Raw genomic sequence first — 24,231 nt, forward strand, 5'->3', positions numbered from 1 at the left:
TATCCCGATCGGCCGCTGCGTCTGATTACGGCGCCTGTCCGGGGGCCGCGTCGTTGACTGCAAACGGCAGGATGCGGCCATAGGCGGCGATTGCCGCCCTCAATTGCGGATCGCTGCGCAAAGCGTCGCCGCGGCTGCGCTCCCGCCGGCCGTAATCTGTCGGGATTGTCGGTGTGCGATCGGGTTGCATTAAAGCCAGGACGGCATCGCGCTCATCAGGGCGGGACAGCGCAGCGATCAAGGCGGCGCGCGCGCCCGGCAGATCGTCCATGCAGAGACGGACCCGCGCCTGCGACCTAGCGTGACCTGCGCCGGCTGCGATCGCTGCTGATATGGCTGCGTCACCGTCGCGCTGCAGGGCATGAAGTGCGCAAGCTCGCAACAAATGCATCTGGGCGCGCGCGTCGGAATTCACCTCCGCGCCCCACTTACGGCTGTCCGCTATGGCCACGTCGAATTGGGCGAGCGCCTCCGCCGGCCGGTCCGCGGAGAGGAGCGCATTCCCGCGGTTGAGAGAAATGTTCAGCGCATTGGCCGAGCTCCCGATTGGCCAGGTTCGAGCCGCATGGTCGAACACGCCGATCGCCTGATCGATACGTCCTTGAACCAGCAGCGCATTCGTCACGGGCGCCACAAGGAATACCAGGGGCCAGTCGCGTTCCCGGTCCGGCGTGCCCATCAGGAGCGGCAGGAAGGTGTCGATGAGGCGCTGGTAGTCGCCCGCCTCGCGGAGTGCGGTCGCATAGTCGACCGCCCGCTCCAAATCGTGCCCGGCCTCCCAGCGCGCACGCGCCTCGTTGAGATAAGCCGGCCACTGTCTTTCGAGGCGCAATCCCGCAGATGCTTCGATGTCCGCCCAGATGGGCTGATAATCCGCCATCGTCAGGAGTTCGTAAGCGTCTTTCGGCACTGTGAGATAGGGCACATATCCCCGCGCATGCGCCAGGTCGCCATCCTGCGCGGACTGTCCGATCGCAACCTTGGCCAGCGCCGACCGGCTTTGCACGCCTTTCCCGACCCACCCGATGGTAAGCAATCGCTCGCTGAAAAGTCGCGCCGTTCTCCTGTCGTTGATCGCCTCGAGACGGCGCAGGACCCCGTTTATCTCGTAATCATCGAGCAGGCGTATGGATGCGGGATCGATTGCGCTCGCGCGCAGGATTGCATCCGCTGCCTGTTGGGGGCGGTTTGCATATAGGTAGATATGGGCCGCCACCAACAACGGTCCACTATAGCCGGGGAGCAGCTCGACACCGCTTTCCGCCGCCTGCACTGCTTCTGAATCTCCCCGCAGTTGCTGGAGCAGCGGAGCTCGCGAGACCTGCACCCGGCCCCGCAAAGGGGTCGGCCCAGGTAGCGCCGCCAAAGCCTTGTCGAATTGCGCGAGTTGCGCCGCCGCATCATTGGGACGCAACTTGGCCAAGGCTGCCACCAGCGCCTTCAATACCGGCACTTCTTCCGGCAGTACGACGGCATTGGCCGGCGGCATGAGCCGCGCAGGCGCCCCCGCGTCCGCTTGGCCCAGCGAGGCGGTAATGGGCGATTTCATATCCCTCACGGGAATGGCGGCTGCTGGCGCAAAGATCATGGCGACCGCGGCGGTCAATGCCCTCCGACCTAAGCGCATTCAGCACTCCCGCACGTTTACGGCCTTACTCGCTTTCAATCTAAAGCAAGCATTCGCGCTGTCGAGTGAGACGCGGTAATCCTCCGATCATCGCTCTCGCGTTTCACGACTGGGTATGACCGCCTCCAGAAAATGGCGGGCGGGCTCCGACAGTCGCTCCTGCTGATGAACGATCCACATGGCGGAATTGGCGTCGGGCGCGTCGAAGTCGCGATAGACCAAACCTGCGGACTGCAGCGCCTGCAGCGAGCGCGCGACGATGGTGATACCGATTCCCGCCGCTACCAGCCCAAAAAGGGTGGAGACCTCGCGCACTTCCTGGGCGATGATCGGCTCGGCACCGCCCGCGCTTAGCAACCGCAACAGATCCTCGGTAAAGCCGCCGATCAGTCCGCGTTGATAGACCACCATCGCCTGGCCATCGAGATCGCACGCACCGATCGCCTTGCGCGCGGCGAGCGGATGGTCGGGACGCATGACGACCACCAGCCCCTCCCGCATCAGCAGGCGGGTTGCCGCGCCGGGCGGGAGTTCGGGTTCGCGCAGACTGCGCAGGAAACCGATCTCGATCGAGCGGGCCGCCAGCGCGCTGCGCAGGCCGTCTTCCGAAAGCTCCGACAGCGTCATATGCACTTCCGGATAGGCGATGCGGAAATCGTGGATCGCACGCGCCACCGCCGGCACGAATGGCGCCGACGCGTTGAAGCCGATCGCTAGCTCGCCCAATTCGCCAAGCGCCGCACGCCGCGCCACGATCACCGCCCGCTCGGCCTGCGCCAGCGTTGCGCGCGCCTCACGCAGGAACAACGTGCCAGCATCGGTCAAAGTGACGGCGCGGCTGGTGCGGTCGAACAGCTGCACGCCGAGCTCGCTTTCCAGCGCCATGATCTGCTGGCTGAGCGGCGGCTGGGATATACCCAGCCGCGCCGCCGCCCGGCCGAAATGCAAGTCTTCGGCTACACCAACGAAGTAGCGCAGATGCCGCAATTCCATAGGAACGATATCTACAACGTCTTAATCAAGCTGCAATCGATATTGGACTGAGCGGTAGCTTAGTCCGATTCGGCAGGCGGCCCAGGTCCGCATCGCTGGCGTGCGCCTCCGCTTCCTGCCCAGAGCTCGCCGCCTGGGGTTCATTCCGCCGAAAGCTCCCCATGATCGGCATAGTTCGCATCGCCCTGCTTCGACCGTTGACGTTCATTGTCATGGCGATCCTGATCCTGATCGTGGGGGTGCTCGCCGCCATCCGCACGCCGGTCGACATTTTCCCGAACATCGGCGTGCCTGTCATCGCGACCGCCTGGCAATTTCAGGGCCTGTCGCCGGGAGAGATGTCGGGCCGGATCATAACACCCTTTGAGCGCGTGCTGACGACCACGGTCAACAATATCGACCATATCGAAAGCCAGTCGCTGCCCGGCATCGGCGTCGTGAAAATCTATTTTCAGCCGGGCGCCGACATCCGCACCGCCACCGCCCAGGTGACATCCGTCTCGCAGAGTGTCTTGCGGCAATTGCCGCCGGGCATCACCCCGCCACTGATCCTCAACTATAATGCCTCGACCGTCCCGATCCTGCAGCTCGCTTTGTCGGGCAAGGGCCTGTCGGAGGGGCAGATGTTCGACATCGGCCAGAACCAGGTTCGCACCGGGCTGGTGACCGTGCCGGGTGCGGCGATTCCCTATCCGTCGGGCGGGCGCACCCGCCAGGTGCAGATCGATCTCGATCCCCAGGCGCTGCAGTCCAAGGGTCTGTCCGCTCAGGATGTCGGTACCGCGATCGCCGCGCAGAACCAGATCACGCCGGCCGGCTTCGCCAAGATCGGCGGCTTTCAATATGTCGTCGCGCTCAATAACGCGCCCAATTCGATCGAGGCTTTGAACGATCTGCCGATCAAGCAGGTCGAAGGCGCCACCGTGTTCATGCGCGACGTCGCCCACGTCCGCGACGGCTCCGCGGTGCAGACCAACGTCGTCCATGTCGACGGCTCGCGCTCGGTGCTGATCACCATCCTCAAGAACGGCGCGACCTCCACGCTTGCGATCGTCCAGGGGATCAAGGACGCGCTGCCCAAGATCCAGGAAACGCTGCCGGCCGCGCTCAGGATCGTGCCGATCGGCGATCAGTCGCTGTTCGTGAAGGCGGCGATTTCGGGCGTGGTCAAGGAAGGCGCCATTGCCGCCGCGCTGACCAGCGCGATGATCCTGTTGTTCCTGGGATCATGGCGCTCGACCGTGATCATCGCCATCTCGATCCCGCTCGCCATCCTGAGCGCGATCATCGCTTTGTCGGCGACCGGCAACACGCTGAACATCATGACATTGGGCGGCCTCAGCCTGGCGGTCGGCATCCTCGTCGACGACGCCACCGTCACGATCGAGAATATCAACTGGCACCTCGAACAGGGGAAGGGCGTCAAGCAGGCGATCCTCGATGGCGCCGCGCAGATCGTCACGCCGGCGTTCGTGTCGCTGCTGTGCATCTGCATCGTCTTCGTGCCGATGTTCTTCCTGCCGGGGGTCGCCGGTTTCCTGTTCGTACCGCTGGCGCTGGCGGTGGTGTTCGCGATGATCGCCTCGTTCATCCTGTCGCGCACGCTCGTGCCGACGATGGCAATGTATCTGCTCAGGCGGCACCAGCCGGGCGAGGATGAGCATGCCGCCGGCAGCGCGACGTCGACCAATCCGCTGGTGCGCTTCCAGCGCGGTTTCGAGGGGCGCTTCGAACATGTCCGCACCCGCTATGGAACCCAGCTGGAACGCGCGCTGGGCACGCCCAAGCCGTTCGTGATCGGCTTCATGGCAATCGTGTTGCTGTCGTTTTTGCTGGTGCCGTTTCTCGGCCAGAATTTCTTTCCGACCGTCGATGCCGGCCAGATCGCCATGCATGTGCGCGCGCCGATCGGCAGCCGGATCGAGGATACGGCCGCCCAATTCGATCGGATCGAGCGCCGCATCCGCCAGGTCATCCCGGCCGACGAACTGGTGTCCGTGGTCGACAATATCGGCCTGCCGGTCAGCGCGATCAACACGACCTACAATAATTCGGGTACGATCGGCCCGCAGGACGGCGACGTGCTGATCCAGCTTACCAAGCATCATCGTCCGACCGCCGATTATGTCCGCAAGCTGCGCGAGGCGCTGCCCGGCGCCTTCCCGGGCTCGACCTTCAGCTTCCTGCCGGCGGATATCACCAGCCAGATCCTCAATTTCGGCGCGCCGGCGCCGATCGATATCCAGGTCACGGGCAAGGATGGCGATGCCAATGCCGCCTTCGCGCAGACGATCCTCAAGCGGATCGCGGCTATCCCCGGCGTCGCCGACGCGCGCATCCAGCAAAGCACGCGCTATCCCCAGCTCAACGTCGCGATCGACCGCAGCCGCATCGGCCCGCTCGGCCTGACCGAGCGCGACGTCACCAACAGCCTCGGCAGCTCGCTCGCCGGCACGCAGCAAAGCGCGCCGGTCTTCTTCCTCAATCCCGAGAATGGCGTGTCCTATCCGGTTGTGGCGCAGACCCCCGAACGCCAGGTCGCCTCGATCAGCGACCTTTCGAACGTGCCGATCACCGGCGCCACCGGCAGCACGCCGCAAGTGCTGGGCGGCATCGGCACGATCACGCGCGGCACCTCGCCGGCGGTCGTATCGCATTACAATATCGCGCCCGCGGTCGACATCTTTGCGACCCCCAACGGGCGCGATCTGGGCGCAGTCGCGGGAGATATCCAGCGGGTGATCAAGTCGCTCAAGGCGCAGACCCCCAAGGGGACGACGGTCACGCTGCGCGGCCAATATGCGACGATGAAGACCGCTTTCTCGGGCCTCGGCTTCGGCCTGATCGGCGCGATCGTGCTGATCTATCTGCTGATCGTGGTGAACTTCCAGAGCTGGCTCGATCCGTTCGTGATCATCACCGCTTTGCCGGGCGCGCTGGCGGGCATCATCTGGATCCTGTTCACCACCGGCACCACCCTGTCGGTGCCGGCGCTCACCGGCGCGATCATGTGCATGGGCGTGGCCACCGCCAATTCGATCCTGGTGGTCAGCTTCGCGCGCGAGAAACTCGCCGAACATGGCGAGGCGGTCCGCGCCGCGCTGGAAGCCAGCATGACCCGCTTTCGTCCGGTTCTGATGACCGCGCTGGCGATGATCATCGGCATGCTGCCGATGGCGCTCGGTCTGGGCGAAGGCGGCGAGCAGAATGCGCCGCTCGGCCGCGCCGTGATCGGCGGCCTCGCGGTCGCGACCTTCGCCACGCTCATGTTCGTGCCGGTGATTTTCAGCCTCGTGCACAAGAACCGCCGCGTCGCCGCCGCGCCGACGCTGGATGACCATCCCCTGGAGGACGCCCATGCCTGAACATGTGCCTGAACAGGGCAGCACCGGATCGCTCAAGAAAATCGGCATCGTCGCGCTGTTGGTGGCGCTGGCGATCGTCGCCTGGGGCTTGTTCAGCCGCTGGCATAGCGACCGGCAGCTGGCGACCTGGACCGAGGCGCAATCCGAGCCGGCCGTTTCGGTGATCCACCCGACCGGCTTGGCCACCGGCGATGGGTTGACCCTGCCGGGAACGCTCCAGGCCTATAACAGCGCGCCCATCTTTGCGCGCACCAACGGCTATGTCCGTCGCTGGCTGGTGGATATTGGCGATCGGGTGAGCGCCGGCCAGGTGCTCGCCATCCTGGATGCGCCCGAGGTCGATCAGCAGCTCGCAGCCGCCCGCGCCGACCTTCAGACCGCGCGCGCAAACCAGGAATTGGCCCGCTCGACCGCCGCCCGCTGGAGTAATTTGCTGTCCAAGGATGCGGTCTCGCGCCAGGAGGCTGACGAGAAATTGGGTGACCTCAAAGCCAAGTCCGCCGCCGCCAATGCGGCGGCCGCCGATGTCGCCCGGCTGGGCGCGACCCAGGGCTTCACCCGCCTGGTCGCGCCGTTCGCCGGCACTATCACCAGCCGATCGACGCAAATTGGCCAGCTCGTTTCAGCGGGCACGGCCGGCTCGGCGCCGTTGTTCACGGTGTCGGACATCAGCCGCATCCGTATCTATGTGCGCGTGCCGCAGAATTATTCCGGGCAGATCCATGTCGGCATGGAGGCGAATTTGACCCTTCCCGAATATCCCGGGCGGACCTTTACCGCCGTGCTGACCCGCACCGCCGGCGCGGTCGATCCCGCCTCGGGTACCGTACTGGTCGAATTGCAAGCCGCCAACGGCGACCGCGCGCTCAAGCCCGGCTCCTACGCGCAGGTGAGTTTCCCGCTCCACGGCAGCACCGGCACGGTCCAGCTGCCGGCAAGCGCGCTCATCGTCGGCCAGAGCGGGACGCAGGTCGCGCTGCTCGGCCGCGACGGCAAGGCAGTGCTCAAGTCGGTGACGGTCGGCCGCGACAATGGCGCCACGGTCGAGATCACCGCCGGCCTGTCGCCGCAGGATCGCGTGATCGACAGCCCGCCGGATTCGCTCCAGGCGGGCGACAAGGTGCGGATCGCCCCCGCCGCCCCGGCGGCAGGAAAGCCCGATGCGAAGGGCTAGGCGCGCTCTCTTGGCGGCGACCGCAATTTCCCTCGCCGGCTGTTCGCTTGCGCCGGATTATCGCCCGCCGGCAGTGCCGACCGCGGCCGCCTACAAGGAAGTCACCGGCTGGCAGCCGGCTGGCACGGCGGTCGCGCCATCGGGACAATGGTGGCAGGCGTTCGGCGATCCGACGCTGAACGCGCTCGAAGCGCGCATCGAGGCCGCCAATCCCAGCCTCGCCGCCGCCGCGGCGCGCTATGCCCAGGCACGCGCGTTGGTGGGTGAGGCGCGCGCCGATCTGTTTCCGCAGGTCGATGCGCAGGTGAATAGCGGCCGCAGCCGCGAATCCGCCAACCGGCCCTTCTCGCCCGGCACCACCAGCACCTTCACCACCACCCAGCTCGGCGCCTCCTTGTCCTACGAGCTCGATCTGTTCGGGCGGGTCCGCAACAATATCCGCGCGGCAGAGGCAGGCGCGCAGGCGAGTGCGTCCGATCTGGCGGGCGTCCGGCTCGGCCTGCAGGCGTCGCTCGCCAGCGATTATTTCGACATGCGCGGGCTCGACGCGCGGATCGTGCTGCTGCGGCAGACGGTCGACGCCTATGGCCGGGCGTCGGACCTGACCAACACGCGGCATGCCGGCGGGATCGCCTCCGGCATCGACGTGAGCCGCGCCGACGCCCAGCTCGCCAGCGCACGCGCCGAACTCGACGCCGTGCTGGCCGACCGCGCCAATCTGGAACATGCGATCGCGATCCTGGTCGGCGAGAGCCCGTCGACATTCGCGCTGCCGGTGCTCGACACCAACATCGCCCCGCCCGAAGTGACCGCCGGCCTGCCCTCGACCCTGCTCGAGCGCCGCCCCGACATTGCCGCCGCCGAACGCCGCATGTTCGAGGCCAATGCCCGCATTGGCGTCGCCCGCGCCGCCTTGTTTCCCAGCATCTCGCTCGGCGCTTCGGGCGGGTTCGAAAGCACCGGCCACAGCCTGCTGTCCGCCTCCAGCGGCTTCTGGGCGTTGGGCCCGATCGGGGCCGCTTTGTCACTGTTCGACGGCGGCGCGCGGCGCGCCCAGGTGCGGCTGACCCGCGCCCAATATGAGGAGGTCGCCGCCGATTATCGCGCGACCGTGCTCACCGCCTTTCGCGAGGTCGAGGATAATCTGGCGCTGGCCCGTCAACTGGCCAAGCAGGAGCAGAATCTGCAGGCTGCGGTGCGCGCCGCGGAGCGCACGCGCGACTTGTCGTTGATCCGCTACCGCGACGGCGCGTCCGATTATCTCGAGGTCGTCACCGCCCAGACCGCCGCGCTCGATGCCGAGCGCGCCTTGTTGCAGGCGCGCACTCGCCGGCTGAACGTCCAGGTCGATCTGGCGCGCGCCCTCGGAGGGACCGCCGGTTAGCAACCCCACCTCTCTACAGGGGTTGAGGAAAAGGGTCCGATGCGGTACCTTCTCCCAAGCAATGGGGGAAGGCAATGGACGAGCTATCCGTAAGGACGCCGTGGCATCTTTGGCTGATCGGCACGGTCGCCCTGCTGTTCAACGCGATCGGCGTGTTCGATTTCGTCATGAGCATGGCGCGGGGCGCACAATATATGGCCAGCGCCGGGATGACGCCGCAGCAGATCGCGCATTACCAGGCCATGCCCGGTTGGATGACGCTCATCTGGGCGGTCGGCGTGTTCGGCGCCTTCCTGGCATCGATCCTGCTGTTGCTGCGCCGGGCGCTTGCTTTCCCGCTGTTCGCGATCTCGCTGGCCGCGTTCCTCGTCAGCCTGCTCTACACCTATGTCCTTACCGACGGCGGCGCGATCATGGGCCGGGCGATGGCGATCACCAGCACGATCATTGTCGTCCTGTTGGTCTTCTTCACGGGCTATGCGCGCGCCATGTCGGCCCGGGGCGTGCTGCGCTGAGCTAAGCGTCGAGCCTGGTCGGGAGCGCCGCCCTTACTGGGGCGCGGGCTCCCACAGCTCGATCTTCGTCCCGTCGGGATCAACGATCCAGGCGAACTTGCCGCTCGCATCGTCGTTGCGCGCCAGCACGGCGACGCCCTTCGCCTTCAGCCGATCAAGGAAGGCGGAGAGGTCGTCCACCGCGAAATTCAGCATGAACTCGCGCGTCGAGGGGTCGAAATATTTGCTCGTGGGACGGAAGGCGTTGAGGGTCACCACGGCCGGGTGGTCGGGCGCATCATAGGCCAGCGCCGCGCCACCCCATGCCTCAACCTTGATGCCAAGCACGTCGCGATACCAGGCCATCAGGGCCTTGGGATCTTTGCTTTTGAAGAAGACACCGCCGACGCCCGTGATCCTGCCGGCAGGCTCGGCCGCCCGGGCGACGGGCGCAAATGCGGCGCAGAGCGCCAGAAGCGGCAACAGGCGACGCGCATTCATCACGGCATCATACTCCCTGATCGGCAAGCGCATCCTCACCGGCGATCCGCACGTCGAACGCGAACCAGGCGTTCTGGCTGTGATCGAACAGCTGCACCAGCCGATCGCTGACATTCGCCACATAGAAACCTGCCGAGCCGCGGTCATAGCCGCGCGCGGCCCTGCCCTCGAACTCGAGCGACACGAACGCCTTGTCGCCTTCGTCGAACAATTCGGGCAGCGTGCCGCCGAATTTGGCACCGCGCTCGCCGTCGAAGGCCTGCACCCGATCGCCGCGGCATTCCGCCGCGATCTTCAGATGCCGGCCGGCGGCGTGATCATAGAGACCGGCGACTTTCCGGCCGGTGATAACCGCATGCGCTGCGGCGGCGACGATCGCGCGTGTGTGAGCTTGCATATGCTTCCCTGGCGCCTGCGGCGCTCGGGAATCAAGTGCCGGCTGTCTTCGCGATTGCGCGGCTTGCATGCCGCCCCTCCTGTCGATAGCCCCCGATCAAACAGGAGGATCACCCATGAAGAGGATCGCTGCCGGCCTTGCCGCCGTCTCGCTCATTGCCGTTCAGCTTTCCGCCGCCGTCCCCGCTCAGGATTATGCCAAATATACGCCCGAGGCCTTGGAAAAGGAGCTGGCCCAGATCGGCGTCTCGCGCCTAGGAGTGATGGTGCCGATGCGCGACGGGGTCGGCCTGTCGACCGACATCTACACGCCTAAGGATGCCAAGGGGCCGCTTCCCACCATCCTGTGGAAGACGCCCTATAACGAGCACAAATTGCGCGGGAGCACCTTCCGCTACGTTCTGGAATCGGTGAAGCGCGGTTATGTCTTCATCGTTCAGAACGAGCGCGGCCGTTATTTCTCGCAGGGCAAATGGGAGATATTGGGCCGTCCCCAGACCGACGGCTATGACACGCTGAGCTGGATCGCCAAGCAGCCCTGGTCCAACGGCAAGGTCGGCACGCTCGGCTGCTCCTCCTCGGCCGAATGGCAATTGGCGCTGGCCGGCATGAACCATCCCGCGCACGCGGCGATGGTGCCGATGTCGGCGGGCGCGGGCATCGGCAAGGTCGGCCGCTTCCAGGAGCAAGGCAATTGGTACACGGGCGGCGTGCCCCGCAATCTCTTCTTCGTGTGGCTGTACGGGGTCGACAATCCGTTGCGCGCGGAGCTGCCCGCCTCACTCACCGATGAGAAGATGCGCGCGCGGATCGAAGCCTATAACGATCTCGACGCGAGCAAGCCGAAGGTCGACTGGAACAAGCAGATCAAGCATCTCCCGGTCGATCAATTGCTCTCCGATCTGGGCGAGCCGCCGGCCACGTTCGAGCAGTTCATCGATCGCACGCCGGCCGATCCCGGCTGGCGCCAGGGTGGCCTGTACCACGAGGATATGGGCTGGGGCGTGCCGGCACTCTGGTTCAACACCTGGTACGACGTCTCGATCGGGCCGAACCTGGAATTGTTCAACGCCGCCCGCGCCGCGACCACCGACAAGGAAGCGAGCGCCAACCAATATGCGGTGGTCGCGCCGGAGCCGCATTGCCAATATGCCAGGCTCGGGCCCAACACGATCGTCGGCGAGCGCGACATGGGCGACACCAGCTTCGATGTCGATGGCGCCATCTACGGCTGGTTCGATCGCTGGCTGAAGGGAGATGCGAAGGCCTTCCCGACGTCGACGCCGCGCGTGCGTTATTATCTGATGGGCGCCAACCGCTGGCAGACGGCGAGCCAATGGCCGCCGAAGGATGCCCAGCCGCTGCGCCTCTATCTGCGCTCGGGCGGCCATGCCAATTCGCTCAATGGCGATGGCCGGCTCGCCGCCGAGGCGCCGCCCGCGACCGAGGCGGCCGACCGCTATCGCTACGATCCGATGAACCCGGTGCAGACGATCGGCGGCGGCGATTGCTGCAACGGCGGCATCGTCGTGCCGGGCGCGTTCGACCAGCGCCCGATCGAGGCGCGCGGCGATGTGCTCGTCTACACCAGCGATCCACTCCCCAAGCCGATCGACGTCGTCGGCTTCGTCGACGCCGTGCTGAAGGTCTCGTCCAGCGCGAAGGACACGGACTTTGCGGTCAAGCTGGTCGACGTTGCCCCTGACGGGACCGCCTGGATCATCGGCGATACCATCCTGCGCGCCCGCTATCGCGACGGCTTCGACAAGCCGGCGCTGATGGCGCCGGGCCAGGTCTACACGCTTCACCCGACACCGATCGCCACCGCCATTCAGTTCGGTGCCGGCCACCGTATCCGGGTGGAGGTGACCTCCTCCAACTTCCCCAAATTCGTGCGCAACCTCAACACCGGCGGACCCAATGAAAGCGAGAAGACCGGGGTTGTCGCCGACAATGCGGTGCATCATGCCGGCGACGACCGCAGCTATATCGAGCTGCCGGTCATCCGTTAGCGGACCAACGCAAAACGGCCGCCCTTCCCAAAAGGAAGGACGGCCGATTGTTTACGTCACCTTATACGGCCGGGCATGCCCGGCCCGGATTACAGCGCCGTCGACTTGATCTTCTCGGCGGCGAGCGCGTAGCGGGTCGAGATCGGCTGGGCGACGTCGCCGGCAACCTTCATCAGCGTCTCGCTGACGCGCGACGCTTCGGCGACCATCGAGTCGAACGACGCCTTGGCGAAATCGCTCTGCAGCTGGAACAGCTCGGTCGGCGACTTGACGGTGGCGAAGCTCTTGAAGGCAGCGGTCGCGGCTTCGAAATGCTTCTTGCCATATTCGGCGGCGTCCTGGCCGAGCGACTCGCTTGCCTTGGCGGCAACCTTGGACGAAGCGATCACCGCCTCGACATTGCCCTTGGCGAAATCGACCAGCTCTTCACCGATCTTGGTCGACTTCTCGAACGCGGTCTTGAAGCGGTTCGACACGTCGCCGAAAGCGGCCTGGGCCTGGTTGGCGGCGTCGGTGGGCGAAGTTACGGTAGCCATTTTGATGTCTTCCTCAATGATGGTTGCGGGCTCGACTGTGTCGGCGGCCGGCGCAACGATGGGGTCGCTTTCAATGGCCGGCGACGTCACGGCCTCAAGGTTTTCTGCAAGCTGCGCCGGCGACGGCGTCAACTGCTTCGCCACGGCTTCCCCGGCCGCGGCGAGTTCGATAGCGGCCTTTGCGGCCTTGCTTTGGGCGACCGGCTTCGACACTGCCCGCTTGCGCGGCTTGGCAGCCACTTTGGCTTTGGCGATGTCCTTGTCGGTCACCTTTTTGCTCCCACTCTCAATGATGTTGCACTGCACAATATAAAAGCCTTGCGCTTATTGCAAGTGCTTTTTGTGCAGTGCAACATATCATACAAATGGGGGGTGGCGATCAGGCCATGACAAACATCCGTTCGCGTCGACTAGGCTTCGAGCGCAGTCGAGAAGCCGTATCGAGACACCCACCAAGCCCTCGATACCCGTCTCAATAGGCTGCTATGCAGCTACGACGACTAGTCGGGACGAACGGATTATCGGAATCGGCACTCGTCAGAAATCGACCTTGTCATAATGATCCGGCGGCGCGATCACTTCCATCCGCTCGCCCAGCAGCGAGCGGAAGCTCGGCCGGCTTTTCATCCCCGAATACCAATGACGTGTATGTTCGTGTCCGCGCCAGTCGATCCCTCCGAGATAGTCCGCGACCGAAATATGTGCCGCCGCCGCCAAATCGGCGAGGCTGAACAACGGTCCGCCGATCCATCGCCGATGGTCGAGCAGCCAGTCGACATAATCGAGATGGCTGTTGGCCAGTCGCATCGCCTCACGCAAAACCTTGGCGTCGGGCGAGATGCGGTGGACCAGCCTTTTCTCCATTCGCTCGTACAGCAACGGCCGCCCGACCTCGTCGTGGAATTTCTGGTCGAACCAGGCGACCAGCCGGCGCACCTCGGCGCGGTTGGCGGCGGTGCCGGGGAGCATCGTCGATTTCTCGACCGTCTCTTCCACATATTCGCAGATCGCCGTCGAATCGAGCAGCACCAGATTCTGCGCGCGATCGACCAATACCGGCGTCTGCCCCGCCGGATTCATGTCGATATATTCGTCGCGCTGCTCCCACGGGCTCTCGCGCACCAGCTCGCACCCCTCCCCCTTTTCGCCCAATAATAGGCGAACCTTGCGGGAAAACGGACAGAGCGGGAATTGATAGAGCTGCCAGGCCATGGACGCTCCTGTTAGGGGCGCCCGCGCCCGGGCGAAAGGGGAACGAAACGGGGTCGCCGATCCGTGTCGGGCGCCAGGCCGAACTGCCGATCGAGCCAGTCGCCGACACGGCCGATCATCTCCGGCGCGGAATTGGGCGGACCGAGCGCCGCAATATTGGCAAGGCTGCTCGTCGTGGCATGTTGAAAGGCGTGGTTTAGGCCCGGATAAACAACGACTTCAGCGGCCGGATTGCCGGCCAGGGCGGCGCGCGCGGCCGGAGCATGGAGCGCCGCCGGCACGAGCACATCGAGCGTCCCGAACATTGCTAATACGGGCACGCGAACGCTGCCGAGAACGCGGTCGAAACGATAATTCCACACGGCCAGGGCGACGTCGGAATCCAGCGTGGCGACGGCGGTCTCGGCTGAGTCAGGTGGCGCGAGCTTGGTGGCTACCAGATCGTCGCTCAAGCGTTGCCGCAAGCTTGCCATCGTCGCCGCGTCGGCATGCGCGGCGTGCGCCTCGATCAGGCGCCGTATCGCCGCCTGCTGCCGCGCGACTGCCGTCGCATCGACACCGGCCGCGCGCACTTGCTCACCATATTGCGCAAGCACCATCTCATCACCGGGGACCGTCGGACCGGCGAGCATCACGATCCCCCGCAAGTGCGGGTCGGCCGCCGCGACGGCGGAGGCGACCGCGCCGCCCTGACTATGCCCCACCAGCGCGACGCGCTTCGCGTCCACGTCGCGCCGCTGCCGCAGGAATGCAACCGCAGCCGCGGTGTCGCGCGCCATCAGCGGTACCGTGTCGATCAATGTGCCGGTCGACTGGCCCACGCCGCGTTTGTCATATTCCAGGGTAGCGATGCCGTCCGCGAGCAGCCGGCTCATCAGCAGGTCGAACCCGCCGCGTCCGTTCGCACCCGATCCAGCGATGACCACGACCGTTGGAAATGGGCCGCGCCCACGGCCGAGCGGAAGTCGCAACGTGCCGGCGAGCACTACCCCGGCGTCCGATCTGATCCGCACGTCCTGCGCCACGCGGTCCGGATGGAAGGCGGCGACCGCGCGATCGATCGACTTGGCAGCGGGCCTGTCCCTGAAAAACAGCACCGGTCCCAGCAGAACCGCCGTGCCCGCCTGTCCCAGCTGGACGCTCACTATCTGTGCGCCGGCGGCAGGATCGGTCGGCATATTCCCCGCGATCGTGACACGCTGCCACTGCCGGGTCAGCGCAATCGCGCGTTCGGCGAAGCGGGCATAGGGCGCCGCATTCGCCTGCAATGTCACGGGCACGGTCACCGGCTGCTCGGCCCGCGCCCAGAAAACTGCCTCGACCCGCGCGCCCGGCCGGTACGTGCTGGGGAGCGCTGCCACCGCACCGCTTGCCCACGGCTCGCCCCGCTCCGGCCGCGCCGCCACGCGTACCGCGCCCTGGCCCGGAACCCGCGGATCGATCATCAGCCGCCGTTCACCCCCATAGATCGTCCAGCCATCAGCGGTTATCGCGCTTGCCGGCGCGTCCGTGGCGATCGCCTGAGCAGGACTCGATGGAGGCATGGCCGGAGCGCCGACGGCCAGCATGATCGCGCCCAGCCCGGCGATCGCGGATCGAACCATCATCATTTCCTCAGGCCGCCCGCGGCGCGCGCTGCCGCGCCAGCAGCCGCCGGCCCGCCAGCCGCAGCAGCTTACTCCCGCCGAGAAAGCACAACGTGGCCAGCATCACCGACAGCGGGACGATCCAATAGCCGAGCAGTTCGGTCTGCGTTGGCGGCGGCCTGTCCAGGATGGCGAAGGCGAACCCCCCGTGGCCCAGTTGCCAAGCACCGACTTTGTCCGGTTCGACCAGCTTCATCACCGCCATCAGCGCGAAGGCGCCCGAGACGAGATAAAGGAGCACGGCCGCGAAGCTCCCGAAGAAGGCAAGGCCGGAACGCCCGGCGCGGTTGAGCACGCTCAGCAGCAGGGTCACCGGCGACGCGCGGTTGATCGCGCCTGCGAGCTCAAATTCTTCGACATAGGATCGGGCCAGCGCATCGGGCGAGCCCATTCCGGCCATCGCCCGCTCCAGTTCGCTCGGACCCCTCCCGGCGCGTTCCGACAGGTGGCCATGGATCTCGCTCGCGATGTTGAGCCGGTCGTCGTGCGGCAGCGCCTGCAATGCCCACAACAGCCGCCGGACATAGGCGTCGATCTCTTGCTCGCTCTGCGTCGCCATGGTCGCTTCTCCCCTCATACCAGCCCGTCCATCATCGCCCGGAACCCGCCCCACAGCAGGCGCATCTCGCCCAGCATCGCCCCGCCCTCGGCCGTCAGCCGGTAATATTTGCGGGGATTGCCGCCTTCGCCCGCTTCCCAGCGGGCAGCGAGCTTGCCGGCTTTTTCCAGCCGCGTGAGCAAGGGATAGAGCGCGCCATCCGCCACCAGCTCACCCCCCTTGTTGGCGCGATCGAGTATCTCGAGCCCGTAGGCTTCGCCGCGCCCGAGCACTGCCAGGATCGCCAGTTCGATCGCGCCCTTGCGCAATTGCGACTGCCACGAATTCAGCTCGGGGTTCGGCTCCATAGCTAGCATGTATCGCAAGCTATCTTGCTATGCAAGTCACCATGTTATGCATGCTCTCAAGCGTTAGTTCGCTGCCATTCGTCGCGTTCGGCGAAGATGCGCATGACCTCGGCCTGATTTTCCGTGCCCCAGAGGCACAATGGCGTGAGCGCGTCGGCGAGACTGCGGCCAAGCGGGCTGAGCGCATAATCCACCCGCGGCGGCACTTCCTTATAGTCGGTACGCACCACGATGCCGTCGGCTTCGAGCTCCTTCAACTGCTGGATCAGCACCTTGTCGCTGACGTCCCGGATTGCGCGCTTCAACGCGCCATAGCGATTGGGCTCTTGCAGCAGGAAGTACAGGATCAGCGGTTTCCACTTGCCGGCGATCACGCGCAGCGTGGCATCGAGCCCGCATGTGAAGCTGGAGGGACAAGCTGGTGCGGCGTCGGATTTCGTAAGCATAGTCATATTGGTACTTACCAAAAGGTGCATACTTGTCAAAAAGTATGTGCCCGACCAGCTACGGGCCTCCTGCATATAAGGAGGCACGACATGACCAGATTGAATGGCAAGATTGCGGTGATCACCGGCGGCGCGACCGGCATCGGCCTTGCCGCCGCCAAACGCTTCATCGACGAAGGCGCCTTCGTCTACATTTTCGGCCGGCGTCAGGACAAGCTCGACGCCGCGCTCGCGCAACTGGGCGCCAACGCCCGCGCGGTCGCCGGCTCGGTCACCGACCTCGCCGATCTCGACCGGCTGTTCGCCACGGTAAAAGCGGAGCACGGCAAGCTCGATATCCTGCTCGCCAATGCAGGCAGCGGCGAATTCGCCGCACTCGGCGAGATCACGCCCGAACATTATAACCGAACCTTCGACATCAACGTCAAGGGCGTGCTGTTCACGGTTCAGCAGGGCCTGCCGCTGATGGCGAAAGGCGGCTCGATCATCCTGACCGGCTCGAGCACCAGCGTGATGGGGACGCCGCGCTTCAGCGTCTACAGTGCCACCAAGGCCGCGATCCGCAATTTTGCCCGCAGCTGGGCGCAGGACCTGCGCGGCACGGGCATCCGCGTCAACGTATTGTCGCCCGGGCCGACGCTGACCGAACTGGCGATCGAGGTCGTCGGCGAGGATGCGATGAGGGCGATGGGTGCCGACACGCCGATCGGCCATATCGGCGACCCCGCCGAGATTGCGGGCGCCGCGGCCTTTCTTGCCTCGGACGACAGCAGCTTCATGACGGGCAGCGAAATGTTCGTCGACGGCGGCCTCGCCCAGATCTGACCGGCATCGTCCGGCACCTGACCAGGAGCGCTCCGGTGAATTCGCCGGAGCGCTTCGCCGCCTTTGCCGCGCTCAAGGTACGCCGACGGCGTCCGCAGGCTGGGCCGGATAGCTGCGCAACACTGCCTGGCTGAGGTCGGACGCAACCAGTGCATCTGCGCCCCTGCGCGAGCCGACTGCCCGCACGGTCACCGCCGCGCCGTCCCACACGACAGCGGCATCGCCGCGCTTGCGGATGCGCATCTCCAGCCGGGTGCGCTGCAACGGGACCAGTGTCGATTGCCCGGTCGACAGCGGAATGGTGATGCCCGCCCCGACGCTGCCGCCGACACCGCCCGGCATCATCGCCGACTTGCCGGTGGCCACCTTCGCCGTGCCGGTGCCGACCGCTTCCCGGCTCAGGATCAGCTCGACGACATAAGCCGAATGGCCCGGATCCTCCAGGATCGTAAAGCCCCGCGCGGCGAGCGCTTCGGTCGCGGCGCTGACGAAGGCGGGTGTCGAGGGGTCATATTCGCCATCGCCGGTCTTGGGCTCGATCGAGATCGTCCCGCCAGGCGGAGCTGCCGCCGACAGCGCTCCGCCCCAGATCGCGGTCACCGCCAGGACGGCTGCTAGGATCCAGACCGGGCGTTTCGTCATCGATGCTCCCTTCGGCGCCGCGTCAACCGCCGCGTGTCGCGACAAGCAACCGGTGCGCTTAAGCCCGCGTGAATGGTGCCGCACATATTGACGCGCGAGCCGGCGGGGCTTCCCTTTCCACGCGCGCGCCATTTCACCGAGCACGAAACCATCCATCGCGTTTTTCGGCAGCGGAGGGCCGCCAATGCCGTTAGGAGTGGCCGATGTCCGAAGATTATGCCCATGGCCGGCGCGACGGCCTTCGCCTCGCCTTGGCCATCCTCGCCGCGGAGGAGGCCAAGTGGGCGGCCTTGCTCGGCGAAAGCGCGTCCTGGCGCACCAACGGCATCCGCCAGGTCCGCCACAAGACGCTGCAAGTCGCCCAGCAGCGCGTGCGGACCGCCCTCAACCGTCTGACGCCCAAGGGGGAGGCGGGGATGAACGAAGAGCTGGCGTCCGCGCTGGATAAGATCGGGCTGTAGATGCTGCTCTTTCCCCGCTCGCCGGCACCATGCGGCGATGCCGGCGAGCGGTGGAGCGTAGATCAGAACCTGAAATTGACCGCCAGCGCGTAGGTGCGGCCGAAATAGGCGGTGTAGAGCGGGTCCTGCCGGACCGTGTCGGTATAGAGCCGGTTGGTTTCGTTGGTGATGTTGGTCACCTCCGCGATCAGCTTCAGATTTTCGCTGATATTGTACGATGCCGAGGCGTCGACGAAGATCGAGCTCGCATTGCCGTTGGCGTCGCTATCGGTCGGTCCCGGAATGCCCGTAAGGAACGAGGAACGGTAATTGATCGTCGAGCGGATGCTGAATTTGTTGTCCTCGTAATAAAGCGTGCCGCTGGCGGTCTCCGGCGACAGGCCGACCAACGGGGCGGTGCGGGTGGTCGTCGGCGAGATGATGTAGTTGATGTTCGAGCGCACCCGGGTGAAATTGGCGAGCGCGCCGAAATTCTTCAGGATTCCCGGCAGGAAGCGGAACGGCAGCTGCACATTCACTTCCACCCCGTTGAGCGGCCCGCCTGGCGTGTTGGTGCTGCGCGTGACGCTGAACAATTCGTCCGGCGTGACGCCCGTGCCCGTCCCCTGCAGCAGCGACAGCGGCAGGCCCAGATCGCGGAACGGCACCAGCTGGCTGGTATTCTGAATGTAGGTTTCGATATCCTTGTGGAAATACGCGACCGAGATGAGCGAGCCCGGCGCGAAATACCATTCGAGCGAGGCGTCGAGTGTGTCGGCGCGGATCGGATCGAGATAGGGGTTGGTGATCGAGGCGGTGCGGATAACGATGTTGGCGCTGCCGCTCGGGATCAATTGTCCATAAGCAGGCCGCGACATGACGCGTGCGGCCGAGAAGCGCGCGACCAGGTCATGCGTGACGTCCAGGGCAAGGTTCATCGACGGCAGCCAGTCCGAATAGGACCGCTTCACCTGCGAGATCACATAGACGGACGGGTAGGTCGACCCTGCCGGCGCGGCGGCGGGGATCGGGCCATAGGTGTCGAGCCCGGTATGAACGTAGCGGACGCCGGCATCGCCACGCAGCGTGAACGGCAGGATATCCTCGGTGCTGAACTTCACCATCAGATAGCCGGAACGGTACTTCTCATCGACCCCGCCATAGGTGCCCTTGGCGCATTCGACGCTGCAATAGACATAGCTGTCGAGGTTCGCCGCGCTGCGGAACTTGTCCGGGTCGATCGCCGCGAAATTCTGCATGTGCCCGTCGAGATTCTTGCCGACGCCGCTGGTCACGAAGGTGATCGACGGGAGCGAAACACCGGCCGGCAATGCCAGCGGCGTGCTGGTCGCGAGCTGCTTCTCCCGTGCCTTGTACCGGTTGGTGCGATATTGGCCGCCGACCTGCACGGTGAAGTGCGGCGCCGCTTCCCATTCGCTGTTCAGCTCGAACGTCTTGCTGACGATCGTGTTGGTGCGGATGAAGTTCGACAGCTGGCCACGCTGCGTCCCGTCGGCAAGCGGCGGGCCGTAGAGGAAGTTGGCCGCGTTGGCCGTGTCGATACCGTAAGTGAGCAGCGGCAAATCGTGGCTGTTGCGGAAGTCGATCGCGAAATTGTCGGTGTCGTTCGAATCCATCGCGACTTGCAGGCGGTTCACGTGGAGCCGCGATTCGTTGATGCCGGCGAGGCCGAACAGCCGGAAATTATCCGAAAAGCGCTGATCGAAATTGAGGTTCACCTGGCGATAAGTCGAGGTGAAATGCTCGTCCTGCATCTCCGAACGCAGGTCGACGCCGTCCCACAGGCCATAGACCAGCGAGCCATTGTCATCGACCTGGATGTCGCGGACCGACATCATCGGCTGGCCATTATTGGATGCCGTCCGCCCCATCGATCGCGCATCGAGCATCGTATCGAGCCGGTTGACCTTGAACCGCGAATAGAGGCCGTCGAGCGACACGTCGGTATTGTCGCTCGGCTTCCATTGCAGGGTCAGCGAGCCGGCCAGCCGGTCCTGATTCTGGCTGCCCTTCACCGGGCGCGGCAGGCGGGGCAGGAACACGCCGCCGCCCGGCCGGCCCGAGGGGCCCGTGCGGCTCATGATATAATCATAGGCGGTCTTGCTGCTCGTGCGCGGATTGCCGGTGCTGCAATTGTTGGCGTCCGCGCCGACCGACACGCCGCTATTGGCGTAGCCGGGCGCGGGGCTCGTCACCGGCACGCCTTGATAGGTGTAACCGATCGGCGTGCAGTACGGGAAGATGATGTTGGTCGCGCTCGTGGCGCCCGGCAAGGTCACCGGCCGCGACTGGCCGGCGACGTAGGTCGGCAGGATATCGACCGCCGAATAGGCATATTCGTCGATGTGGCGCTTCGAATAAGCGACGCTGCCGAGAATGCCGAACGTGTCGCCGAACTTCTTCGACACCAAAGCCGAAACCCGCGGATCGGCCTTCTTGCGGATGTCGTTATAGATCGCGCGCGCCGTGCTCGAGAAGACGAAGTCCTGCTTCTGGTCGAACGGCTTGGGTGCGCGCAGGTCGACCGTGGCGCCGAGCGAACCCTCCTCGACATCCGCGGACACGGTCTTGCGCACCGCCAGGCTGGAGAAGATTTCGGTCGGAAAGGTCACGAAATCGAACGAACGGCCGGTGGCGACGCCGCCGCGAATGTCGCTGCCGCTGACCTGCGACACACCTTCCATCCCGTTGATGCGCACGCGCGTGAACTGCGCGCCGAGCCCGCGGACCGAAATGTTGCGGCCCTCGCCGCCGTCACCGCGCGACAGCGCCACGCCGGGAATGCGTTGCATCGATTCCGCCAGGTTCGAATCGGGGAATTTGCCGATATCCTCCGCGACGATGCTGTCGACCGCGGCGGTCTCGTTACGCTTGGCGTTGAGCGCGCTGTTCAGCGAGGCGCGAAAGCCGGTGACGACGATCTCGTCCTCCTGCAGGGCGTCGGCGGGAGCCTGCGGCGGCGCGACCGCACCGGCCTGGCCACTCGCCGCCGGCGTCTGGGCCGTCGCGATCGTCGCCACGAACATGCCGGCCAGGCCGGTCGATACGAGCAGTGGGTATTTGTTCGCGCGATTAAGCGTCACGTCCCTCTCCCTTTATTATCCCCGGCTCATCTTCGAAGCCGTGCGCCGATGAACGGTCTGTTCATCATGGGATAACATCTCGAAAGATGCATGACAATATGCCTAGAAGTGGTCAGGCATGTTTGGAGGATTGATCGCGTTGCAGCTGCAATTGGTCATCCGCCGGCGGTCAGATCAGACCGCCCGCCGGGCAAAGGCGCGGCGGCGCTGGGCGATTTCGGCGCGCGCCCGCTCCACCGCTTCGGTTTCGTCGACATGGAGCAGATGGTCGATCACCCGCGAAAGATGGCCGCGCATCGCCAGGCGCGCCTCGGCCGGGTCGCGCGCTTCGAGCGCGCGCAGGATGCGGCCATGCTCTTCCAGCCGCTCGCGCGTGCCGAGGCTGCCCGCCTTGACCAGCACCTGCCGCGCGAGCGGGGAGCGGAAGCGCATGTCCCAGAAATCGGTCACCACCGCGATGATCGCGGAATTGCGCGTCGCCTCGGCGATCGCGATGTGGAAGCGGCGGTCGGCATCCTCCGCCGCCGCGACATCCTCTTGCGCCATTTCGTCGAGCAGGAGGCGCAACTGTACTAGCTCCTCCTCGTCTATCTCGGTCGCCGCGACCGCCGCGACTTCGCCCTCGATCAGGCGGCGCGCCTCGGTGATCTCGAACGCGCCGACATCCAGTTCCTCGTCGACATTGCCGCTGGTGGAGGCGAGCACGAACACGCCGGAACCCTTGCGGGCTTCGACCAGTCCCTGCATCTCCAGCGCGATCATCGCCTCGCGTATGGTCGGACGGCTGACGCCGAAGCGCTCGGTCAGGTCGCGCTCCGCGGGCAAGCGCGAGCCGATCGGGAAGACCCCGCTGGCAATGTCCGTCACGATGGCCTGCACGATCCTGCGGTAAAGCTTACCCCCGCCCTCGCCTTGCATCAGTCTTTTCCTGTTCGATCGAACGGCTGCACCGGGTTGCAGCCGCTGCTCCCTCTTGCATCGTGGCGCATGGCGTCAAGTACGTCGGCCCGTCCGCCAAGTCAAAGAAATGTCTGACAAGCTATTGCAAGTGGCCCGACCACATTTTACCGTGATGGCAGACGCCCGCGCACGATCGGGCGCGTCAATGGGGAAGGTCATGAAGGCAACACGCGCCAGCCGGACGGGCGGTATCCTACGGCTGATCCCACTCTCCGCCCTGCTCGCGCTCGGCGCGCCCGCCACGCGGGCGACCTTGACAGCCTCCCCCAAAGCGGCGCCCGCCGCCCACGCGCAATGGCGCGCGATCGCGCTCCGGCCCGGCCTGCCCGGCTTTCACCGCACCGGCGGCGATGCCGTTTACGAAGTCGTCGGCGGCGAGCTGGTCGGCCGCGCCCGCCCGGGCAAGACCAACAGCTGGCTCGTCTCGGACGCCCTCTACGGCGACTATATCATGGAATTCGACGCCAAAACCGATCCGGTGCTCAATTCCGGGGTGATGGTGCGCGGGCAGAGCCGGCCCGATTACCGCAACGGCGTGGTCCATGGCTATCAGGCGGAGATCGACCCGAGCGCGCGCCGCTGGAGCGGCGGCATGTACGATGAGCAGCGCCGCCAGTGGCTCTACACGCTCGGTCGCAACGAGCCGGCGCGGCGCACCTTCCGCTCCGGCGACTGGAATCATTATCGCATCGAGGCGATCGGCAATCGGCTGCGCACCTGGATCAACGGCGTTCCCGCCACCGACATTGTCGACGACACCGACGCGCGCGGCTTCATCGCCTTCCAAGTGCACGCCATCCCGGACGAGCAGGCGCGCAAGGGCCCGGAGGTGCGCTTTCGCGGCGTCCGCATCATCACCGATAATCCTGCGCGCTACGCGTTGGCCGAGAGCGGGCTTGCCCAGCAAGGATATCTGACCAACCGGCTGAGCCCCGGCGAGCGCCGGGCCGGCTGGGCATTGCTGTGGGACGGGTCGAGCGGCAAGGGCTGGCGCGCGGTTGCCGGGCCGGGCTTTCCGGCGCGCGGCTGGACGATCGCCGACGGCACGCTGTCGGCCGCCGGCGGCGGAGACATCGCCACCCTCGCGTCGTATCGCGACTTCGAACTGTCGGTCGATTTCCGGCTGGCCCAAGGGGCCAACAGCGGCATCAAATATCGCATCGCACCGGGCACGCGCTCGCTCGGGCTGGAATATCAATTGCTCGACGATGAGCGGCACCCCGACGCCAAAATGGGGCGCGACGGCAACCGCACGCTCGCCTCGCTCTACGATCTCATCCCGGCGCGCAACCTGTCCGACCCGGCAAGTCCCGGCAAGCGGATCAACCCGCCCGGGGAGTGGAACCGGGCGGTGATCGTGGTGCGCGGCAACCATGTCGAGCATTGGCTGAACGGCTTCAAGATGGTCGACTATGATCGCGGCTCGCCTGAATTCCGGGCTTTGGTCGCGGCGAGCAAATTCGCAGGCGAGCAGGGCTTCGGCACATGGGCCCAGAGCCCGATCCTGCTGCAGGATCATGGCGATCGGGTGGACTTCCGCTCGATCAAACTGCGCAAATTCTAGGGAG

General features: G+C 65.6%; 21 protein-coding genes. 8 read left to right on the forward strand and 13 right to left on the reverse strand.

The window, feature by feature from the left end:
* Positions 1 to 25: 25 nt before the first annotated feature.
* Positions 26 to 1,549, reverse strand: a complete 1,524-nt coding sequence (locus DX905_RS04660; RefSeq protein WP_116090315.1) for a tetratricopeptide repeat protein — start codon at positions 1,547 to 1,549, stop codon at positions 26 to 28.
* 165 nt (positions 1,550 to 1,714) lie between these two features.
* Positions 1,715 to 2,620 carry a LysR substrate-binding domain-containing protein gene (locus DX905_RS04665; RefSeq protein ID WP_116090316.1) on the reverse strand — a complete coding sequence of 302 codons (906 nt, stop codon included), beginning with the start codon at positions 2,618 to 2,620 and terminating at the stop codon, positions 1,715 to 1,717.
* A gap of 161 nt (positions 2,621 to 2,781) precedes the next feature.
* Here DX905_RS04665 and DX905_RS04670 point away from each other — a divergent pair, with 161 nt between their 5' ends.
* From DX905_RS04670 to DX905_RS04685, 4 genes are all read left to right on the forward strand, one after another.
* Positions 2,782 to 5,985 (forward strand): efflux RND transporter permease subunit, encoded by a 3,204-nt coding sequence (locus tag DX905_RS04670; protein ID WP_116090317.1) that lies wholly within the window; start codon positions 2,782 to 2,784, stop codon positions 5,983 to 5,985.
* Positions 5,978 to 7,159 (forward strand): efflux RND transporter periplasmic adaptor subunit, encoded by a 1,182-nt coding sequence (locus DX905_RS04675; RefSeq protein ID WP_162875460.1) that lies wholly within the window; start codon positions 5,978 to 5,980, stop codon positions 7,157 to 7,159. The genes DX905_RS04670 and DX905_RS04675 overlap by 8 nt, the downstream gene beginning before the upstream one ends.
* Positions 7,146 to 8,543 carry an efflux transporter outer membrane subunit gene (locus DX905_RS04680; RefSeq protein WP_116090318.1) on the forward strand — a complete coding sequence of 466 codons (1,398 nt, stop codon included), beginning with the start codon at positions 7,146 to 7,148 and terminating at the stop codon, positions 8,541 to 8,543. Before DX905_RS04675 ends, DX905_RS04680 begins: the two co-directional genes overlap by 14 nt.
* Positions 8,544 to 8,617: 74 nt before the next feature.
* Positions 8,618 to 9,058 (forward strand): hypothetical protein, encoded by a 441-nt coding sequence (locus tag DX905_RS04685; RefSeq protein WP_116090319.1) that lies wholly within the window; start codon positions 8,618 to 8,620, stop codon positions 9,056 to 9,058.
* A 33-nt stretch (positions 9,059 to 9,091) separates the two neighbouring features.
* Here the strand turns inward: DX905_RS04685 and DX905_RS04690 are convergent, their stop codons facing one another.
* Complete coding sequence (locus DX905_RS04690) at positions 9,092 to 9,538, reverse strand: VOC family protein (protein ID WP_116090320.1); 447 nt, start codon at positions 9,536 to 9,538, stop codon at positions 9,092 to 9,094.
* Between the two features lie 7 nt (positions 9,539 to 9,545).
* Positions 9,546 to 9,935 (reverse strand): hypothetical protein, encoded by a 390-nt coding sequence (locus DX905_RS04695; protein ID WP_116090321.1) that lies wholly within the window; start codon positions 9,933 to 9,935, stop codon positions 9,546 to 9,548.
* 115 nt (positions 9,936 to 10,050) lie between these two features.
* On the opposite strand from DX905_RS04695, the gene DX905_RS04700 reads away from it, so the two are divergent.
* Positions 10,051 to 11,946 (forward strand): CocE/NonD family hydrolase, encoded by a 1,896-nt coding sequence (locus tag DX905_RS04700; protein WP_116090322.1) that lies wholly within the window; start codon positions 10,051 to 10,053, stop codon positions 11,944 to 11,946.
* A gap of 89 nt (positions 11,947 to 12,035) precedes the next feature.
* Here DX905_RS04700 and DX905_RS16240 read toward each other — a convergent pair whose 3' ends face one another.
* From DX905_RS16240 to DX905_RS04730, 6 genes are all read right to left on the reverse strand, one after another.
* Positions 12,036 to 12,752 carry a phasin family protein gene (locus DX905_RS16240; RefSeq protein WP_240320718.1) on the reverse strand — a complete coding sequence of 239 codons (717 nt, stop codon included), beginning with the start codon at positions 12,750 to 12,752 and terminating at the stop codon, positions 12,036 to 12,038.
* Positions 12,753 to 13,019: 267 nt separating this feature from the next.
* Positions 13,020 to 13,694: a glutathione S-transferase family protein gene (locus DX905_RS04710; RefSeq protein WP_116090323.1), complete on the reverse strand. Its 675-nt coding sequence runs from the start codon at positions 13,692 to 13,694 to the stop codon at positions 13,020 to 13,022.
* Positions 13,695 to 13,705: 11 nt separating this feature from the next.
* Positions 13,706 to 15,301, reverse strand: a complete 1,596-nt coding sequence (locus DX905_RS04715; protein ID WP_162875461.1) for an alpha/beta hydrolase — start codon at positions 15,299 to 15,301, stop codon at positions 13,706 to 13,708.
* A gap of 7 nt (positions 15,302 to 15,308) precedes the next feature.
* Positions 15,309 to 15,899, reverse strand: coding sequence for an HAAS signaling domain-containing protein (locus DX905_RS04720; RefSeq protein ID WP_116090325.1), 591 nt, complete (start codon positions 15,897 to 15,899; stop codon positions 15,309 to 15,311).
* Between the two features lie 14 nt (positions 15,900 to 15,913).
* A complete protein-coding gene (locus tag DX905_RS04725; protein WP_116090326.1) occupies positions 15,914 to 16,246 on the reverse strand; it encodes a PadR family transcriptional regulator in 333 nt (110 codons plus the stop codon).
* A 56-nt stretch (positions 16,247 to 16,302) separates the two neighbouring features.
* The gene (locus DX905_RS04730; protein ID WP_116090327.1) at positions 16,303 to 16,698 is read right to left on the reverse strand and encodes a winged helix-turn-helix transcriptional regulator; all 396 of its coding nucleotides are present in this window, start codon (positions 16,696 to 16,698) and stop codon (positions 16,303 to 16,305) included.
* Between the two features lie 84 nt (positions 16,699 to 16,782).
* Between DX905_RS04730 and DX905_RS04735 the strand changes: the two genes are divergently transcribed.
* Positions 16,783 to 17,517 (forward strand): SDR family NAD(P)-dependent oxidoreductase, encoded by a 735-nt coding sequence (locus tag DX905_RS04735; RefSeq protein ID WP_116090328.1) that lies wholly within the window; start codon positions 16,783 to 16,785, stop codon positions 17,515 to 17,517.
* Positions 17,518 to 17,589: 72 nt separating this feature from the next.
* Here the strand turns inward: DX905_RS04735 and DX905_RS04740 are convergent, their stop codons facing one another.
* The gene (locus DX905_RS04740) at positions 17,590 to 18,159 is read right to left on the reverse strand and encodes a hypothetical protein (RefSeq protein ID WP_162875462.1); all 570 of its coding nucleotides are present in this window, start codon (positions 18,157 to 18,159) and stop codon (positions 17,590 to 17,592) included.
* Between the two features lie 203 nt (positions 18,160 to 18,362).
* Between DX905_RS04740 and DX905_RS04745 the strand changes: the two genes are divergently transcribed.
* A complete protein-coding gene (locus tag DX905_RS04745; RefSeq protein WP_116090330.1) occupies positions 18,363 to 18,620 on the forward strand; it encodes a hypothetical protein in 258 nt (85 codons plus the stop codon).
* A 62-nt stretch (positions 18,621 to 18,682) separates the two neighbouring features.
* Here DX905_RS04745 and DX905_RS04750 read toward each other — a convergent pair whose 3' ends face one another.
* The gene (locus tag DX905_RS04750; RefSeq protein WP_205412192.1) at positions 18,683 to 21,703 is read right to left on the reverse strand and encodes a TonB-dependent receptor; all 3,021 of its coding nucleotides are present in this window, start codon (positions 21,701 to 21,703) and stop codon (positions 18,683 to 18,685) included.
* A 174-nt stretch (positions 21,704 to 21,877) separates the two neighbouring features.
* Positions 21,878 to 22,621 (reverse strand): FadR/GntR family transcriptional regulator, encoded by a 744-nt coding sequence (locus tag DX905_RS04755; RefSeq protein WP_116090331.1) that lies wholly within the window; start codon positions 22,619 to 22,621, stop codon positions 21,878 to 21,880.
* A 199-nt stretch (positions 22,622 to 22,820) separates the two neighbouring features.
* On the opposite strand from DX905_RS04755, the gene DX905_RS04760 reads away from it, so the two are divergent.
* A complete protein-coding gene (locus DX905_RS04760) occupies positions 22,821 to 24,227 on the forward strand; it encodes a 3-keto-disaccharide hydrolase (RefSeq protein WP_116090332.1) in 1,407 nt (468 codons plus the stop codon).
* Positions 24,228 to 24,231 lie beyond the last annotated feature (4 nt).

It is taken from the genome of Sphingomonas crusticola, from assembly GCF_003391115.1.
Lineage (GTDB): Bacteria > Pseudomonadota > Alphaproteobacteria > Sphingomonadales > Sphingomonadaceae > Sphingomonas_I > Sphingomonas_I crusticola.